Origin of the sequence: Halomonas sp. BC1, from assembly GCF_002078135.1 — a bacterium.
GTDB lineage: Bacteria > Pseudomonadota > Gammaproteobacteria > Pseudomonadales > Halomonadaceae > Vreelandella > Vreelandella stevensii.
In genome coordinates, this window is record NZ_LFGS01000006.1 from 27,920 (window position 1) to 44,039 (window position 16,120).

At 60.0% G+C, this 16,120-nt stretch carries 21 protein-coding genes; 12 read left to right on the forward strand and 9 right to left on the reverse strand.

All coding sequences use genetic code 11. From position 1 onward, the window contains the following. The coding region (locus B7L72_RS05725; RefSeq protein ID WP_254893763.1) for a hypothetical protein at positions 1-272 on the forward strand (272 nt) is incomplete at its 5' end. 2 nt (positions 273-274) lie between these two features. On the opposite strand, the gene B7L72_RS05730 is transcribed toward B7L72_RS05725, so the two are convergent. Beyond that, on the reverse strand, positions 275-469 hold the full coding sequence (locus tag B7L72_RS05730; RefSeq protein ID WP_016913870.1) for a hypothetical protein: 195 nt from the start codon (positions 467-469) through the stop codon (positions 275-277). Positions 470-580: 111 nt separating this feature from the next. Between B7L72_RS05730 and B7L72_RS05735 the strand changes: the two genes are divergently transcribed. The 8 genes from B7L72_RS05735 (at position 581) to B7L72_RS05765 (ending at position 5,347) form a co-directional block, all read left to right on the forward strand. Further along, complete coding sequence (locus B7L72_RS05735; RefSeq protein ID WP_081193149.1) at positions 581-1,576, forward strand: hydrolase; 996 nt, start codon at positions 581-583, stop codon at positions 1,574-1,576. 29 nt (positions 1,577-1,605) lie between these two features. After that, the gene (locus tag B7L72_RS05740; protein ID WP_081193161.1) at positions 1,606-2,604 is read left to right on the forward strand and encodes an aldo/keto reductase; all 999 of its coding nucleotides are present in this window, start codon (positions 1,606-1,608) and stop codon (positions 2,602-2,604) included. A gap of 104 nt (positions 2,605-2,708) precedes the next feature. Then, on the forward strand, positions 2,709-2,873 hold the full coding sequence (locus B7L72_RS18500; RefSeq protein ID WP_176212841.1) for a hypothetical protein: 165 nt from the start codon (positions 2,709-2,711) through the stop codon (positions 2,871-2,873). A gap of 281 nt (positions 2,874-3,154) precedes the next feature. Beyond that, a complete protein-coding gene (locus B7L72_RS05745) occupies positions 3,155-3,832 on the forward strand; it encodes a Bax inhibitor-1/YccA family protein (RefSeq protein WP_039177898.1) in 678 nt (225 codons plus the stop codon). Between the two features lie 100 nt (positions 3,833-3,932). Then, entirely contained in the window at positions 3,933-4,322 is a 390-nt protein-coding gene (tusD, locus tag B7L72_RS05750; protein ID WP_081193163.1) for a sulfurtransferase complex subunit TusD, read from the forward strand. A 9-nt stretch (positions 4,323-4,331) separates the two neighbouring features. Beyond that, on the forward strand, positions 4,332-4,694 hold the full coding sequence (tusC, locus tag B7L72_RS05755) for a sulfurtransferase complex subunit TusC (protein ID WP_081193165.1): 363 nt from the start codon (positions 4,332-4,334) through the stop codon (positions 4,692-4,694). A gap of 13 nt (positions 4,695-4,707) precedes the next feature. Continuing rightward, positions 4,708-4,995 carry a sulfurtransferase complex subunit TusB gene (tusB, locus tag B7L72_RS05760; RefSeq protein ID WP_081193167.1) on the forward strand — a complete coding sequence of 96 codons (288 nt, stop codon included), beginning with the start codon at positions 4,708-4,710 and terminating at the stop codon, positions 4,993-4,995. Between the two features lies 1 nt (position 4,996). Next, a complete protein-coding gene (locus B7L72_RS05765; RefSeq protein ID WP_081193169.1) occupies positions 4,997-5,347 on the forward strand; it encodes a TusE/DsrC/DsvC family sulfur relay protein in 351 nt (116 codons plus the stop codon). A 27-nt stretch (positions 5,348-5,374) separates the two neighbouring features. On the opposite strand, the gene B7L72_RS05770 is transcribed toward B7L72_RS05765, so the two are convergent. Next, positions 5,375-6,007, reverse strand: coding sequence for a helix-turn-helix domain-containing protein (locus B7L72_RS05770; RefSeq protein ID WP_044629172.1), 633 nt, complete (start codon positions 6,005-6,007; stop codon positions 5,375-5,377). Between the two features lie 85 nt (positions 6,008-6,092). Next, positions 6,093-7,034: a histone deacetylase family protein gene (locus tag B7L72_RS05775; RefSeq protein ID WP_081193171.1), complete on the reverse strand. Its 942-nt coding sequence runs from the start codon at positions 7,032-7,034 to the stop codon at positions 6,093-6,095. 106 nt (positions 7,035-7,140) lie between these two features. Between B7L72_RS05775 and B7L72_RS05780 the strand changes: the two genes are divergently transcribed. Next, positions 7,141-9,888: a bifunctional acetate--CoA ligase family protein/GNAT family N-acetyltransferase gene (locus B7L72_RS05780; protein WP_081193173.1), complete on the forward strand. Its 2,748-nt coding sequence runs from the start codon at positions 7,141-7,143 to the stop codon at positions 9,886-9,888. A 56-nt stretch (positions 9,889-9,944) separates the two neighbouring features. Here B7L72_RS05780 and pdxH read toward each other — a convergent pair whose 3' ends face one another. Then, positions 9,945-10,589 carry a pyridoxamine 5'-phosphate oxidase gene (pdxH, locus tag B7L72_RS05785; RefSeq protein WP_081193347.1) on the reverse strand — a complete coding sequence of 215 codons (645 nt, stop codon included), beginning with the start codon at positions 10,587-10,589 and terminating at the stop codon, positions 9,945-9,947. Positions 10,590-10,754: 165 nt separating this feature from the next. Between pdxH and B7L72_RS05790 the strand changes: the two genes are divergently transcribed. Continuing rightward, the gene (locus B7L72_RS05790; RefSeq protein WP_081193175.1) at positions 10,755-11,447 is read left to right on the forward strand and encodes a cytochrome b/b6 domain-containing protein; all 693 of its coding nucleotides are present in this window, start codon (positions 10,755-10,757) and stop codon (positions 11,445-11,447) included. 2 nt (positions 11,448-11,449) lie between these two features. Here the strand turns inward: B7L72_RS05790 and B7L72_RS05795 are convergent, their stop codons facing one another. Genes B7L72_RS05795 through B7L72_RS05805 form a run of 3 tightly spaced genes read right to left on the reverse strand, consistent with a single transcriptional unit; the run spans position 11,450 to position 13,013 of the window. Continuing rightward, on the reverse strand, positions 11,450-11,845 hold the full coding sequence (locus B7L72_RS05795) for a DUF2069 domain-containing protein (protein ID WP_016913855.1): 396 nt from the start codon (positions 11,843-11,845) through the stop codon (positions 11,450-11,452). After that, complete coding sequence (gene wrbA / locus B7L72_RS05800) at positions 11,842-12,471, reverse strand: NAD(P)H:quinone oxidoreductase (protein WP_016913854.1); 630 nt, start codon at positions 12,469-12,471, stop codon at positions 11,842-11,844. Before wrbA ends, B7L72_RS05795 begins: the two co-directional genes overlap by 4 nt. Further along, the gene (locus B7L72_RS05805; protein ID WP_081135647.1) at positions 12,468-13,013 is read right to left on the reverse strand and encodes a gamma-glutamylcyclotransferase family protein; all 546 of its coding nucleotides are present in this window, start codon (positions 13,011-13,013) and stop codon (positions 12,468-12,470) included. Before B7L72_RS05805 ends, wrbA begins: the two co-directional genes overlap by 4 nt. Positions 13,014-13,150: 137 nt before the next feature. Between B7L72_RS05805 and smrA the strand changes: the two genes are divergently transcribed. Continuing rightward, positions 13,151-13,741 (forward strand): DNA endonuclease SmrA, encoded by a 591-nt coding sequence (gene smrA, locus B7L72_RS05810; RefSeq protein ID WP_016913852.1) that lies wholly within the window; start codon positions 13,151-13,153, stop codon positions 13,739-13,741. Positions 13,742-13,800: 59 nt separating this feature from the next. Here smrA and B7L72_RS05815 read toward each other — a convergent pair whose 3' ends face one another. Next, on the reverse strand, positions 13,801-14,343 hold the full coding sequence (locus tag B7L72_RS05815; protein WP_081193177.1) for a DUF934 domain-containing protein: 543 nt from the start codon (positions 14,341-14,343) through the stop codon (positions 13,801-13,803). Further along, entirely contained in the window at positions 14,330-15,988 is a 1,659-nt protein-coding gene (locus B7L72_RS05820; RefSeq protein WP_081193179.1) for a nitrite/sulfite reductase, read from the reverse strand. The genes B7L72_RS05815 and B7L72_RS05820 overlap by 14 nt, the downstream gene beginning before the upstream one ends. Between the last annotated feature and the right edge of the window lie 132 nt (positions 15,989-16,120).

Genomic DNA, 16,120 nt, shown 5'->3' on the forward strand with positions numbered 1-16,120 from the left:
GTATAGCACTGTGCAAATCATCAGCAAGGGCATCCTGCGGATGCCGCGCTATCCATCCGCTCACTAAAAGTAAGCGGTTTTTCGCGCTGATTGATAAAGTGTTTGCCTGGGACCATCGCCGAGAGCGGGTGGTTTATCGAATACCGGGGCATCGTCATGACGATGGGCGAGAGGATAGCGACCTGTCGCCCGTGTGGCTGGCTGCTCAGCCCGACGATTTGCCGGAAGGCGTGGCCGTGAAAGACTTGCGCAAGGTCGACGTGGATGAGTAGCCTTATGGCTGCTCGTCGTGTGTTTGCTCGTTGAGAGTATTGGCCACATCGTCGGCCTCGGGCTTGGTGGCGCCCCGGTGGCGAACCAGCTCGCCATCGCGTTCGTTTTCATCCCTCGTGTCGACCACCCACCACTCTGGCTGGTCGTCGATTTCGGCACCTTCCTTTACTGCACGGTAGACGGCAAAACGTTCCATAATCCTCTCCTTGGTCATGATGGGTACGTTAACCCTAGCGCATATCGGCAGTGGTTGCCGAAAGTTTGTTAAGCTTATCGGCCACTTGAGCGTGTAACAGGAGCCCTGCCTGTGTTTCAGCCGTCCCGCTGGCTGGTCAATGGCCATCTTCAAACTGTGTATAGCCCGCTGTTACGTCGCCGTGCGGCCCTGTCGCGCCACCGTGAACGCCTGACCCTGCAGGATGGGGATTTCATCGATCTGGATTGGTATGGGCCTGAAGGGCCGCAGGTGCCTTGTGCTGTGTTGCTGCATGGTCTGACGGGCAGTGCTTCTTCTCACTATATCGTTGGCCAGCAGCAGGCCTTGGCGGCCATGGGCTGGCAAAGCGTTGCGGTGAACTGGCGTGGCTGCTCAGGTGAGCCGAATCATCGAGCCCGAGGGTATCACTCCGGGGCCAGCGAGGATCTGGCCGATATCGTAGCCCAACTGGTGGCACGGGCGCCGCAGAAACCGCTGGCCGCCGTCGGTTACTCTTTGGGTGGCAATGTGTTGCTGAAGTACCTGGGAGAAACCGGCGAGCAGTGCCCTTTACAGGCCGCCGTGGCGGTGTCGGTTCCCTTTCGGCTCGACCACTGTGCCGACCGTATCAGCCAGGGGGCGTCCAGGGTGTATCAGGCGCGCTTTCTGCGTGACCTGCGCCGCTACGTGGAGAACAAGCGTCACGCGTTCGAAGCCCAGGGCCGCGAGGAAGAGTTGGCACGTTTGAGCGCTTTGCAAAGTCTGGAGGGGATGCGCACCTTCTGGGACTTCGATGGTCGCGTGACGGCGCCTTTGCATGGGTTTGCCAGTGCGGCCGAGTATTATCGCCGTTGCAGCAGTGCTTACTTCATTGGCCGCATCGCAAGACCCACGCTGGTGATTCATTCGTCGGATGACCCTTTCGTTTATCCTCATAGCGTGCCGCCGAGCGGTGAGTGGGCGTCTTGCGTCACGCTGGAGCTGCATGCACAGGGGGGCCATGTGGGATTTATCGAAGGCACGCCATGGCGGCCACGCTATTATCTCGAACACCGCGTGCCACACTGGCTCGCCGAACAAATAGCCGTACACGCCGCCGTGTCCTGATCACTTGAATAGGCAAGTCGAGGTTATTCATGTCTGGATTTCTGAAGCGTTTGAACGAGGTCGGGTCACCCCGCATTGGCCTGGGCTGCATGAACCTGTCCCATGGGTATGGCCAACGCGTATCGGACGCCGAGGCCATCCGTGCCCTGGAAGAAGCCTTCGAGATGGGGTATCGCCATTTCGATACCGCCACGCTGTATGGCGGCACGGCCAACGAGCGGCTGCTGGGGAGCGCCCTGGCCAACAAACGTCACGCGCTGCTGCTGGCCAGTAAAGGCGGAATGGCCATGGACATGGAGCGCGGCCAGCGGGTGATCGACGGTCGTCCCGCTACCTTGCGCAGACAGTGTGAAGAGAGCTTGGCGCGCCTGAAAACCGATCATCTCGATATCTACTATTTGCATCGCCTTGACCGTCAGGTGCCGATCGAAGAGAGCGTGGGCGCGCTGGGGCGCCTGGTAGAGGAGGGCAAGCTGGGCGCGGTGGGGCTATCGGAGATTTCAGCAGCGACGTTACGCAGGGCTCATGCCGAGCACCCCATTGCGGCCGTTCAGTCCGAGTATTCGCTGTGGACCCGCAACCCCGAAATTGCTCTCAAGCAGGCCTGTGAAGCGCTTGGGGTAGCATTGGTAGCCTTCAGCCCCCTGGGCAGAGGCTTCCTGACGGGCACGATGGACACGCATACGACGTTCCCTCAGGGCGACATGCGGGCCAACATGCCACGCTTCACGGGCGATAACCTGGTGCAGAACGTACAAGCTCTGGCTGATGTCAAGGCGCTGGCCACACGCCAAGGGTGGACGCCTGCCCAGTTGGCGCTGGCCTGGGTCTGTGCACAGGGGGAGAACGTCGTACCGATACCGGGCAGCTGTTCTACCCAGCACATGCGTGAGAACCTGGCGGCAGAGAACCTTCGACTCGATGCGGATGTATTGGCCAGCCTCCGCCAGATGATGGGCCCAGAGACGGTAGCAGGCAGCCGTTACAGCGATGCACAGCAGGCGGATATCGATACCGAAGAGTTCTGACGCGCCTGGGGCATTTTATTTTTTCGGTGCCGTTGCATTATTTCAGCATTTGACTAACATCCAAATTATGCTAGTAGGCTGTTAGCCCCCTAAGGAATACCGCCATGTTGAAAGGTCTGATTGTCTGTTTCGCTGTACTGTTTGCCCAGTTGGCGGTACTGAACGTGATCGATGCGCGTCTCTACAGCGCTCAGGATGCCCGCCAGTCTGCTTCTACCGTGGTGACACCGCATCGGGACGAAGAGGGCGATAGCGAATCGTCCGTGTAAGGGGCAGGGTTGTTCGTTGGCCGTCGTTTTTTGGGTGCTGATTAAAGCATCTCTGCCAGCCACTGTTGAAACGTGGCCCAGGACTGCTGGTCGGCGCGTTCGTGATAGCGGTCGCTGCCGAGTCGTGTCCAATGTACGTTGGAAAATATCAGCATAGTCGAATCGCCACTCGAGGCGACAGCGCAAGACACTCGTTGCGTTTAAAGACAAAAACTTGCGTCTGGAACCTGAGGACGGCATTCTTGTCCGTTGTGAGTATGACCATATAGGGAGCACTGATAATGGCTTTTAACGATTCCAACCTGGCGAGAGCACAGACCACCACGGTGAGTGGTGCCAGTGCCAACAAGGTTCTGCGCAACACCTACGCTCTGCTGGCGATGACGCTACTGTTCTCTGCCGTCATGGCAGGGGTGTCTGTGGCCATGGGTATTCAGCAGCTGAACATTTTCGTGTTCTTCATCGGCGCCTACGGCCTGATGTTCCTGGTGCACAAGACTGCCAATTCAGCCGCGGGCCTGCTGGCAACCTTCGCGTTCACCGGTTTCATGGGCTTTACGCTGGGCCCCATCATCTCGGCCTACCTGACACTGCCCAACGGTGGCGCGCTGATCATGAACGCGCTGGCCATGACGGGGCTGACGTTCATTGGTCTGTCGGCCGTTGCGCTGACGACCAAGAAAGACTTCAGCTTCCTGGGCAACTTCCTGCTGGCTGGCGCGATCGTGCTGGTGCTGGCCATGGTCGCCGGGCTGATCTTCAACATTCCGGCGCTTTCCTTGATGGTGTCCGCGGGCTTTGTGCTGTTCGCTTCGGCGGCAATCCTCTACCAAACCAGTGAGATCGTTCACCGGGCGGGTGAAACCAACTACATTCTGGCGACCGTCACTCTCTACGTATCGATCTACAACCTGTTCATCAGCCTGCTGTCCATTCTGGGCATCATGAGCAACGATTGATGTAGCAGGGATGCTCACTGAATGAGAGCATCATGCAAGTACCAACAGACCCTACCCAGTAGGGTCTGTTTTTTGGCTTCGCTAAAACGAGAGGTGAGCCATGCAGTATGGCCTGTTAGTGATGGGCGCTCCGTATTCAAGTGCCGCTCCTCATTCAGCGCTGCGCTTTGCCCATCAGGTCATCGCGAGTGGGCATCGGGTTGCCGGTGTGTTCTTCTACCGCGATGGCGTTCATAATGCGTCGTCGTTGATGACGCCGCCTCAGGATGAGCTCAACCTGCGCGAGGCGTGGATAGACCTTCACCAGACCCACGGCGTGATGCTCGATGTATGCGTGGCAGCGGCCTTGCGTCGGGGGTTGCTCGATGAGTCCGAGGCGAAACGCCATGGCAAGAGCGTGGCCAACCTGGAGGCTCCGTTCTCGCTGACCGGGCTTGGCCAGCTTTTAACGTTACAGCAGCAGTGTGATCGCCTGATCACCTTTGCCTAGGAGCCATTGATGAGCACTTCTCAACGTCTGGTGATCATTCGTCATGGGCCCCATGCGTCCAACGCCTTGCGTGAAGGGCTGGACGTGGCCCTGGTGGCGGCGGCATTTGGTGAAGAGGTGGGTCTGCTGTTCATGGGGCAGGGGGTGTTTGCGCTGCTCAAGGAGCAGGGGGCTGGTGCGCCGGGCCAGAAAGCGACGCTGCCGACGATGAACATGCTGGAAATGTACGACATCAACGACCTGTGGGTGACCCAAGAAGCGCTGGAAGAGCTGAGCCTGACGCCCGATAAGCTGCTGGAGGGGGTCAAGTGCTTGCCAGAAGCGGAGCTGCCTGCGCTGTTGGCACGTCATGAACAAGTACTCACCTTTTAATGGGCGACATACGATGCTGCATATAGTCAACAAACCACCTGAGCACAGCGCCGCACACCAGATGCTGGCAGTCGTTTCCCCGGGTGACACGGTACTGCTCATCGAAGACGCCGTTCAGGCCGTGCTGCACGATGCCTGGCAGGGCTGGCGCATGGAAGGCGTGGAGGTGCTGGCGCTGCATGACGATGTGGTAGCCCGTGGGTTGAGTGGATATGCATCTGCATCTGACAAGCCGTTGGTGGATATGCCAATGTTTGTCAGCTTGACCGAACAGCACCCGCAGATCTTGACGTGGTATTGATATGAGTAATGAAGATTTATACCGTTATCTTGATTCAGCTAAAACAATCCAACTCGACCCTGAAGGCTACCTGGTAGAACAAAGCCAGTGGTCAGAAGAAGTAGCAGAGTGGTTGGCGAACGACGAAGGCATGTCGTTGACGGCGGAACACTGGGAAATCATCCATGTGGTACGAGACTTCTACGCCCGTTACGAGATGGCACCTGCCATGCGCCCGTTGGTCAAGGCCACCGCACAGGCACTGGGAGCAGAAAAAGGGCGCTCGATCTATCTGATGACGCTTTTTCCTGGCAGCCCGCCGAAACGTATTGCGCGGATTGCCGGCTTGCCCAAGCCGACCAACTGTCTTTGAACGAGCGCCTGCTGATCGTGGCAGGCGCTATACCAGGTCTCCACGCGTACAAACCGAGAGCACCACGGCATCGTCCTGGCTGGTCGACACCAGCGCGTGGCCCATGTCGCTATCGAAATAGATGCTGTCACCCTCTGCCAGTACCAACGGGGCATAAAACTCGGTGTACAGCATGATATCGCCGTGCAATACCATCAAAAACTCTTCGCCGTCGTGACGCACCCACTGATGATATTCCTCAAAGCTACGGGCGCGCACGATGGTCTTGAACGGGATCATGCGCTTTTGCGCCAACTGATGCCCCAGTAGCTCGTGTTCGTAGGTGGGGGTGGGGTGCAGCTGCCCTTTGCCTTTGCGGGTAAGATCGCGACGGCCCATGGTGTAGCGCTCACGCTTGGGCGGCGTAAACAGCTGCGGCAGATCGATATTCAAACCGCTGATCAGCTTCTGGACCACGCTAAAAGTTGGCGAGACCTGATCATTTTCGATCTTGGACAGCGTCGAACGAGCAATGCCGGTACGTTGGCTCACGTCTTCCAGCGTCCATTGGTTGGCCAGACGGATCTGCTTCAGCCGCTCACCCAGGCGCAGCGGCTCGACAAAAGGTTTTCGCCCTGAGGCAATGCGCAGCGCGGCATGCTCTTCGGAGGTCGCGGTCATAAAGGTCACGTAGTGAGAGCGTCAATGAGTGAGAACGTCAACGAGAGCCGCATGGTACCACAGGCGAAAGGGGCGCGGTGGAGCCCTAGGGCGTATCGGTGAAAGGCAACCCCAACAAGGCCTTGAGATGCGCTTCGCTGCTGCTGGCCAGCGAGGTCAGGTGATAGCCGCCTTCCAGCACGGACACCACTCGGTTGTCGGCATACAGGGCGGCTATCTCCATGGCCAGGTGCGTCACCCAGTAAAAGTCCTCGTCTTCCAGGCATAGGTCGCCCATGGGGTCCTCGCGGTGGGCATCGAACCCCGCCGATAGCATCACCAGGTCCGGTTTGAACGCATGCAGCGCTGGTAGCCACTGGCGTTCGATGGCAGTGCGAAACGCCGCGCTGTCGGTACCGGCCTCCAGCGGGGTGTTGACCACGTTCTGCCACTCGCTGCGCAGGTAGCGCCATGGATAGAAGGGGTACTGGAAGCTGGTACAGACCAGCACATCGGGGTCATTCTTGAAAATATCGATGGTGCCGTTGCACTGATGGACATCGAAATCGAGTATGGCGATACGCCGAGCGCCATATTTTGCGCGGGCATGGGCAGCGCCCACCGCCACGTTGTTGTAGAAACAGAAGCCCATGGCGTCGGCAGCTTCCGCATGGTGCCCAGGGGGACGGACCGCACAAAACACATTGTCTGCCTGCCGTTTGTAAACCTGATCGACACCACGAATCACCGCTCCGGCCGCCACTCTGGCCGCTTTCAAGCTCTCCGGGTTCATCATGGTATCGCTGTCCAGCGTTACGATACCTTCATCGGGCACGCACTTTTCCAGCGCTTTCAGGTGACGCAGGGGGTGCACCCGCGCAAGCGCTTCATCATCCGCTTCCTTGGCATCCCCCTGCATGGTTTGTTGCAGCAGCCCGCTCAGTGACAGGCGTGCCCGAATGGCTTCCAATCGCTCAGGGCTTTCGGGATGTTCCGGCCCCATGTGGTGCAATACGCAATGGGGGTGGGTAAGGTAGGCGGTAATCATGCAAGTGCTCCGGTGACGGTAAAGCCACCTTAATCGCCCCGGGGGCTTGCGCGACAGTGTCAATAAGTCGTACACAGTAGGGACCCATGTCAGAGGAGATGCCTTCGTGAGCACACGCTTTCTGCACCATTTTTTCGAGCCTCGCTCCATTGCCGTGTTTGGGGCGTCTGAAAAGCCTGAATCGCTGGGTGGGCTCGTGTTGGGCAACGTGCAGGAGGCGGGCTTCAAAGGTGCGCTATGGGCGGTGAACCTGAGGGGCTACGACAGCGTGTTTGGGGTCAAATGCGTCAGAAATGTCGACGAGCTGCCGGAAGTCCCTGATCTGTGTGTCATCTGCTCGCCTATCGAGGGCGTGCCTCGCTTGATCCGCAAGCTGGGCAAGTTCGGCGCCAAGGCCGCGCTGGTGCTGTCAGGCGGTGCCTATCTGGACCGCGAGGAGGGCGAAAAGGGGTCGATTCGTCAACGCATGCTGCAGGCCGCTCGGGAATCTGGCATCCGAGTGCTGGGCCCGGAGTGCATGGGCCTGATCGTGCCAGGTAAAAAACTCAATGCCTCTTATGCCAGCCAACCCATCAAGGCCGGGCGAGTCGCGTATCTGGGCCAGTCCGGCATGCTGGCCAATGCGATGATCGACTGGGCGGCGGGGCGGGACGTGGGCTTTTCCCATCTGATTACCGTGGGTGACAGCGTCGATGTGCTGCTGCCGGATTTGATCGACTACGTGAATCAGTATTCACCGGCCCAGGCCATCCTGCTGCACCTCGAACGGGTCACCGACGCCCAGCACTTCATGACCTCCGTGCGGGATGCCTCGCGCAACCGGCTGGTGGTGGCGATCAAGAGTGGCCGAACCCCGCAATCGGATATTTCCGGCATGCCACCTACGCCAGGTATCGCCAATCGTGACGTGGTGTTCGATGCTGCCTTTGCCAGGGCAGGGGTAGTGCGAGTGAATGATTCGGATGAGATGCTGGATGCGTTGGAAACGCTGTCGCGCATGAAGCCACTGCGCGGAGACCGCCTGGCCATCGTGTCCAACGGCCTGGGCCCTGCCATGCTGGCCATCGACAAGCTGATCAGTGCCGGAGGAACGCTGGCCGAGTTCGACGCCGACACCCAGGCGGCTCTGCACAAGAGCCAGGTCGACATGAGCAAGCCGGGGGAAAACCCGGTAGACCTGGGGGGCAACGCCACACCGGAGCGCTTCGTCGAGGCGCTGCAAATCGTCACTGCAGACCCCAATGTCGATGCGGTACTGGTGGTTCACGCCCCCACTCGGCTTGCACCTTCGGTGACCACTGCCCAGGCGCTGATCGATCACCGCAAATCCTTCAAGCGCAACCTGCTGACCAGTTGGATGGGGCTCAAGGAGGCTCTCAACGCCCGCCATGTCTGTAATCTGGCGGGGATTCCTACCTATACGTCACCGGAAAAAGCGGTCAAGGCTTTCATGCACATGGTCGACTATCAGCGGGTGCAGGCGCTGCTGCATGAAATTCCACCCAGTCTACCGTTTTCCACCAGCCCGGCGATTCGCGCCGAGTGCCGCGCCCTGATCAAACACGCCAAGGAGCAGGGGCGGCAAACGCTGACCCACTCGGAAACCGCCCAGGTACTGGAAGCCTACGGCATCCCCACGGCAGAAAGTGCCTACCTTCAGTCGCCGGAAGAAGCCTTGCAGGTAGCAGAGCGCTTCCCGGGCCCCAAGGCGTTGAAAGTGATTCACGACGGCAACTGTCGGCCTTATCGTTATCGAAAGCATCCCCACAAGATTTCGGCAGGCCTGCTGCAGGACCTCGAAAGCGCTCAGCAGGTGGCCGATGGCGTGCGCCAATTGGGAGACAAGGTCCGCGAGAAATTTCCCGAGCACAGCGTGCGTGAGTACTGCCTTCAGCCCATGCAGCGGGGCAAGCACTCCATGCAGATATGTGCCGGCATCACCCGAGACCCGGTGTTCGGCCCGCTGATCGTGTTTGGCATTGGGGGCTACAAGGTCAACGTGCTGGCGGACCGGCAGGTGGCGCTGCCACCGCTGAACATGAGCCTGGCCTCGGATGTGGTTGGCCGCACCCATGCTGCCTCGCTGATCCGTGAACACTCTGCCGACCCCGAGCGGGACATCCAGCGGCTCTGCCAACTGCTGGTCAAGCTGTCACAGATGGCCTCCGACCTGACCGATCTGCGCGGCCTGGAGCTCAACCCGCTGTTGCTCAACCGTGACGGCATGCTGGCGGTGGATTTTGCCATGGATTTGGGCACTCCCGCGCGGTTCGCCATCATGCCGTACCCGGAAGAGCTGCGGGAATGGGTCTCCCTGAAAAACGGTTGGCAGGTGGAAATACGGCCAATTCGGGCAGAAGATGCGCCGCTGATCACCGCCTTTCACCGGCAGCTGTCGGAAGAGAGCATCCGTTTTCGCTATTTCCACAACAAGTCCAGCCTGACACAGCGTGACCTCTCGATTCTCTCGCACATCAACTATGATCGGCAGATGGCCTTCATTGCCGAACATCAGCACGACGATGGCAGCAAGGAGATGCTGGGAGTGGTGCGGGTGTGGAACGACCCCGACAATATTCGCACCGAGTTTTCGATCATCATTCGCGATGATTTGCAGGGCTTGGGGATCGGTAGCCTGCTGATGAAGAAAATGATCGATTACTGCACCAGCATCGGCACCCTGGAAATGATCGGCAAGATCATGGTGGACAACCACCCCATGCGGGCGCTGATGAAGCATTTGGGGTTCCGCTGCCGCTATAACATGGAGGAGCAGGTGATCGATGCGGTGCTGAGGCTCAACGAGCCGGATAGCGAATGGCAGCGCCATCGCCTGGAGAGTTTACCGGATTAAAGGCGGGTACTGCCTGAGGAGCGGCTTCCTCAGGCAAGGTGACATGGAATGCCATGTCAGGGCGCCAGGCGGAAGCGGCTCCACTCGCCAGCGTCGCGGCGCTCGTAGCGCAGGCGGTCGTGCAGGCGGCTTGGCTGCCCTTGCCAGAACTCGATCATTTCAGGATTGACCCGGTAACCTCCCCAGTGAATCGGGCGCGGAATCGTCTGGCCCTCATACGCCTGCTCGAAGCGCTTCTGACGCTCCTCGATCCAGTTGCGGTCAGGAATCACCACGCTCTGGGTGGCGATCCAGGCGCCCAGCTGGCTGCCGCGAGGACGGCTGGCAAAATACTCGTCTGACTCTGCCGCCGGAACCTGCTGGACAGGCCCTTCGATACGCACCTGCCGTGACAGCGACGGCCACCAGAAGGTGAGTGCCGCGTAAGGCACGTTGTTGAGCTCGCTGCCTTTGTGGCTGTGGTAGTTGGTAAAAAACACCATGCCCTGGGCATCGAAGCCCTTGAGCAGTACCACGCGGGCATGGGGGCGCCCCTGGCTGTCTACCGTGGCCAGGGTCATGGCGTTGCCATCCTGGCCTTCCTGTTCCAGGGCAAGGCTGAACCACTCATCGAACAGTACAAACGGGTCGCTGGGGGCGGCAGCCTCTTCCAGACGTCCACCTTCATAGTCGCGCCTGACATCGGCAATGTTACGTGTCATGAGCGGATCTCCCTTGCTTTCATCAGTTGTATGCAGGTTATGTTCGCTGGTCTGTGCGTAAAGCTCAAGCATTGATCATGGCTCGCTCCGATGCCGACGCTTGTGACTGTGATACCAACGTGGATAATGAGACACCTTGCCAGCACCATGACAGAGGAACGGGGAATGCAGAAGCAGACAAGACACATTGCAGTGTGGGATGTGCTGATACGGCTGTGCCACTTGGCCTTGCTGGTCGCCGTCGCCCTGGCCTTTTACACGACCAAAACCGACGGAGCGCCGTTTCTGTTTCCCATCGAGGTGCATGCGCAGGCGGGCTACGTGATTCTGGGACTGGTCGTCTTCCGCGTACTGTGGGGCCTGGTGGGCAGCCGCTACGCTCGTTTCTCTACCTTTCTCTACTCTCCGGCGCGTACTACCGATTATGTGCGTGCGCTGATGAAGCGCCAGGAGCTACGCTATGCCAGCCACAACCCGTTGGGCGGCTGGATGGTCGTGCTGCTGCTGTTGAGTCTTGGCTTTCAAGCCCTCAGTGGCCTGTTCCTGAGTGACGACATCTTTTTTCAGGGGCCGCTGAACGGCTGGGTCGAACGTGACCTGAGCCGCGATCTCGCCAGGCTACACGCCTTGAACAGTGATCTGCTGTTGATATTGATCGGCGTGCATGTGGCGGGGGTGGCGCTGCATGGTGCCAAGGGGGAAGGGCTGATGGCGGCCATGGTCACCGGCGTGAAACGCTTTGTCCGGCCGCCTGTGGATGAAGCACCCGCCGTTCACTCGGCGGCTACCCAGCGGCTGTGTGCCGTCGGCGCGCTGCTGGTGGCGGCGGGTATCAGTGGTTGGCTGTGGTTTGCGTAAGATCAGCCTTTCAGGTGCTGCTGACGGCTACGGAAACGCGCGTAGCCCATGCAGCCGGTGAATAGCGCCAGTGCCACGATGGCTTCCAGCACGCCGCGCAGGCCTTGCCCTGGCAGCGTGGCCAGCATGACCCCTTGGGTGAAGTAGAGCAGGCTGACGAAGGCCAGCCAGGCATGGCCGCGCGCACGCTGGCCAATGATCGAGGGCAAGAACAGTAGCAGCGGCAGAATGAACGCCACCACCGGCCGCCAGTTGAATTCATCCCCTTGAATGAAGAACCCACGATAGATGACCAATAGCATCAGCAACGCGAAACTCCCCAGCACCAGCTGGCGGGAGTAGCGGGTCAACGTATCCAGCCCGTGGCGCTGTTCCAGACCATCCAGCCACTGTCTCATGAAGCCTCCTTGCGGCGCATTGCTTCGAGTGCCATGGCCAGCCGGGCAATACGTTTGCCTTGTGCTCGGCACAGCGCGCGTTCGTCGGCATCCACCGGGCGGTCACTGCGGGCGCCCGCCACGTGGCTCGCCCCGTAGGGAGTTCCGCCGGTTTGGGTGCTCAGTAGCTCGGTCTCGCTGTAAGGCACGCCTGCGTACACCATGCCATGGTGCAGCAGGGGCACCAGCATGCTCAGCAGCGTGCTCTCCTGGCCACCGTGAAGGCTGGAGGTCGAGGTGAAGGCACAGGCGGGTTTATCGATCAGTGCACCATTCATCCAGAGGTTGCTGGTGCTGTCCAGGAAGTACTTCAAAGGGGCGGCCATGTTGCCAAAGCGGGTCGGGCTGCCCAATGCCAGCGCGCTGCAGTGGCGTACATCGTCCAGCGTGGCGTAAACCGCGCCTTCTTGCGGAATCTCGGGATCGACGGCCTCGCAGGTGGTCGATACTGGCGGCACCGTGCGCAGGCGCGCTTCGATGCCTGCCACGCTTTCCACGCCGGCGGCCAGCTGTCGTGCCATCTCTGCCGTCGCGCCTGAACGAGAGTAGTAGAGAATCAATACATAAGGGGTAGCATCGCTGCTCATGGTCGCTCCTGAAGGGGCCTGAAATAGGCAAGGACGCTGCCTGGGGTTGGCGGCGTCGTCAAAGATGTGGGGTATGTTACCAGAGCGGCCAGGTCGACAGGAGGGGCAAGCCAACGTTGCCCGAGGGTTGGCAAGCGCACGTATACCCAAGCCTGCTGCCCGTTGGCCAGCGGCTGTTTGATGCGGTTATAGCGCACCCCCAGCCGTTCGTAGCGGTCCAGCCTTTCCAACTGATCTGCCGTCACGGTCAACAGCAGCCCCTCCACGTGGGCCGCTGGGTTAGGCGCCAGGTCGAGGCCCCGGCGTTCGAAGCCCGGTAGCCGTGCTTCGCTTGGATCGCCGGACGCGCCCATGACCGCCCAGCGCACCGGCCAGTAGCGCAGCGTGCCATAGACGAACACCTGGTGCGTGCGCGGTTCGACCTCGGCCACGCTATCGGGGCGTTCATAAAACCAGGGGCTCAGCATGGTCAGCCACAGCCACCCGGCCATGCCGATCAACAATAGCCCCATGGCCCACAGCCCGCGTTTGACCCAAACCATGGGCATCACTCCTCAGGTTGCAAATCTCTCAGCTTGAACGGCGTGACGACACAAGACAAGTCTTAAGCAATATCGCGGGGTTTGCTACGATGGTAGAGAGTAGCGTGGCACTCTATAGCTGACGAAAGGAGCCTGATATGAGTCAGTCACTTCGGGATGAGTTGGATTTCCGTTCGCTGGTCGGCGAGGTAACGCCGCTGGCCAAGCGAAACCGTGCCGATACAGGCCCTCGGCGGCAAACGCCCTCCGAGGCGCAGCTGGCCAGACGCGAGAGCGCCGCTCAGCGCTTCGATGAGCGCAATTTTCTGTCCGACGATTTTGTCGATCTGCTGCCTCCTTTCGACCCCATCGAGTTTCGCCGTGAGGGAACCCAGCAGGGCGTGGTCGATAAGTTGAAGCACGGCGGTTACAGCGTTCAAGCTCAGCTTCACCTGCTGCGCAGGCCTTTGGCGGAGTGTCGGCGCATGCTGTTTCCGTTCATTCAGGAGGCCTATGCCCACGACTTGCGCTCGGTGCTGATCGTGCATGGGCGTGGCCGCGAGCTGGATAGCCCAGCCAACGTATTACGCTCTTATATCGCCAAGTGGCTGACTCAGTTCGACGAAGTGCAGGCATATGTCTCCGCCCAACCGTCGGAGGGTGGGTTAGGCGCCACCTGGGTGATGCTGCGCAAGAGCGATCGCGCCAAGGCCCACAATCGAGAGCGCCAGCAGAAACGGCGCGGCTGAACGCAAAAACGCCGACAGGGGCTGCCCCGGTCGGCGTTTGTTTTAGCGGATGGCCGCGCCTAGTGGCTGGCGGTCAAACGCTTCTCGAACAGCGCCTGACGCTCTTCGACGTCCGTCTGGTAGCGAACGCTGAAGGCGTTGAGGGCACGCAGAGCGTCTTCGGGATGCTGATCATCCCGCAGGGCCATGGCCGAAAATCCGCAGCGGCGCATGTAATCGAGCTGGTCGACCAGCACGTCACCGACCGCACGAATTTCCCCCGTGAAGCCGTAACGTTCCCGCAGCAGGCGGGCAATGGTGTAACCACGGCCATCGGTAAAGGCAGGAAAGTCGACGGCAATGGCAGGCGCTGTCACGAGCGCCTTGGCCAACTCGGCGTTCAGCTCGGTATCGCTGGCCAGCAGGGGGGCCAGTTCCGCATCTTCCTTGTTTGCCTGCCAGAGCGCCAGCGGCACGAACGCAGGGCGCTGCTCGGGCAGCGCGTCGGCATCGTAGGAAACGCACCAGGCATTCTCAGCGGCCAACTCACCCTCTTCGATCAGGTGATCCACGTGCACCGGCGTCTGTGGCAGCGCTTCGGCTTGAGTGTCATTGCTGGGCATAAACACGCTCCTTGAAGGGTTTCAGGCCAATGCGACGGTAGGTATCCAGGAAGCGCTCATCTTCGTGGCGCTCGGCCACGTACACTTCCAGCACTTTCTCGACCACACCCGGCACGTCTTCACGGAAGAAGGAGGGGCCGAGAATCTTGCCTAACGAAGCATCATCGGTGGCGTTACCGCCAATCGAGATCTGATAGTACTCTTCGCCTTTCTTGTCGACGCCCAGAATGCCGATATGGCCCACGTGGTGGTGACCACAGGCGTTCATGCAGCCGGAGATGTTCAGGTCCAGCGGCCCCAGGTCGTAAAGGAAGTCGAGGTCCTCGAAACGTTCCTGGAGCGCTTGGGCGATGGGGATCGACACCGCATTGGCAAGGCCACAGTAATCACCGCCGGGGCAGCAGATGATATCGTTGAGCGTGCCTACCGTGGGGTTGGCCATGCCCAGCGCGTCCAGCTCGTTCCAGAGTGCTTCGATCTCGTCGACGGGCACGTCCGAGAGCACCAGGTTCTGCTCATGGGTAACACGTACTTCACCGAAGCTGTAACGGTCTGCCAGGTCGGCAACGGCGTCCATCTGGTCGGCGGTCACGTCGCCAGGCGCGTGCTCACGGCGCTTGAGCGACAGCGTCACGGCCTTGTAGCCCGGCACCTTGTGGTCGGTCACGTTGTTGGTGACGAAACGCGCAAAACTGCGGTTTTCACTGCGCAGCTGTTCGTAGGCGTCGATGGCGCTCTCGCTGACAGGGCGGCGCTCGGGCTCCGGGAAGTGCACCTTGGCGGCATCCACGGCGGCCTGGTTCAGCGTTTGCGGGCCATCCTTCAGGTGGGCCCACTCTTCATCGACGCGGCGACGGAACTCTTCGATACCCAGCGCCTTGACCAGGATCTTGATGCGCGCCTTGAACTTGTTGTCGCGGCGGCCAAACTGGTTGTACACCCGTACACAGGCTTCCAGGTAGGTCAGCAGGTGCTGCCAGGGCAGGTCATGGCGGACCACGTCACCAATCATCGGCGTGCGTCCCAGGCCACCGCCTGCCAGTACCGAAATGCGCAGCTCACCTTCGTCGTTACGCCACAGGCGCAGGCCAATATCATGCACCTGAATGGCTGCACGGTCCTGAGCGGCGCCGGTGACGGCGATCTTGAACTTACGCGGCAGGTAAGCGAATTCGGGGTGCAGCGTCGACCATTGGCGAATCAGCTCGCACCAGGGGCGCGGGTCTTCCACTTCATCGCTGGCGATACCCGCAAACTGGTCACTGGTGGTATTACGGATACAGTTGCCGCTGGTCTGGATGGCGTGCATCTGCACCTTGGCCAGTTCTGCCAGGATGTCCGGCACGTCTTCCAGGGCGGGCCAGTTCAGCTGGAGATTCTGGCGCGTGGTGAAGTGGCCATAGCCACGGTCGTAGCGACGGGTGATCTCCGCCAGCGCGCGCAGCTGATAGCCCGCCAGCATGCCGTAGGGAATGGCAATGCGCAGCATTGGGGCATGCTTTTGAATGTAGAGCCCGTTCTGCAACCGCAGGGGGCGGAACTCTTCTTCTCCCAAACGCCCTGCGCGGTAGCGTTCCATCTGGTCGCGGAACTGAGCGACGCGCTCATCGACCAGCGTCTGGTCGTGAATATCATAACGGTACATGTGGCACGATCCTGCTAAAAGCGAAATGGTCACGTCGGGACGGACGGTATTGTGCCGCCACCTTAACGCGGACGTCATATTCTACAAAAGAATATATAATTATCTTTTTATCGTTAAATGCTATTAATGGGT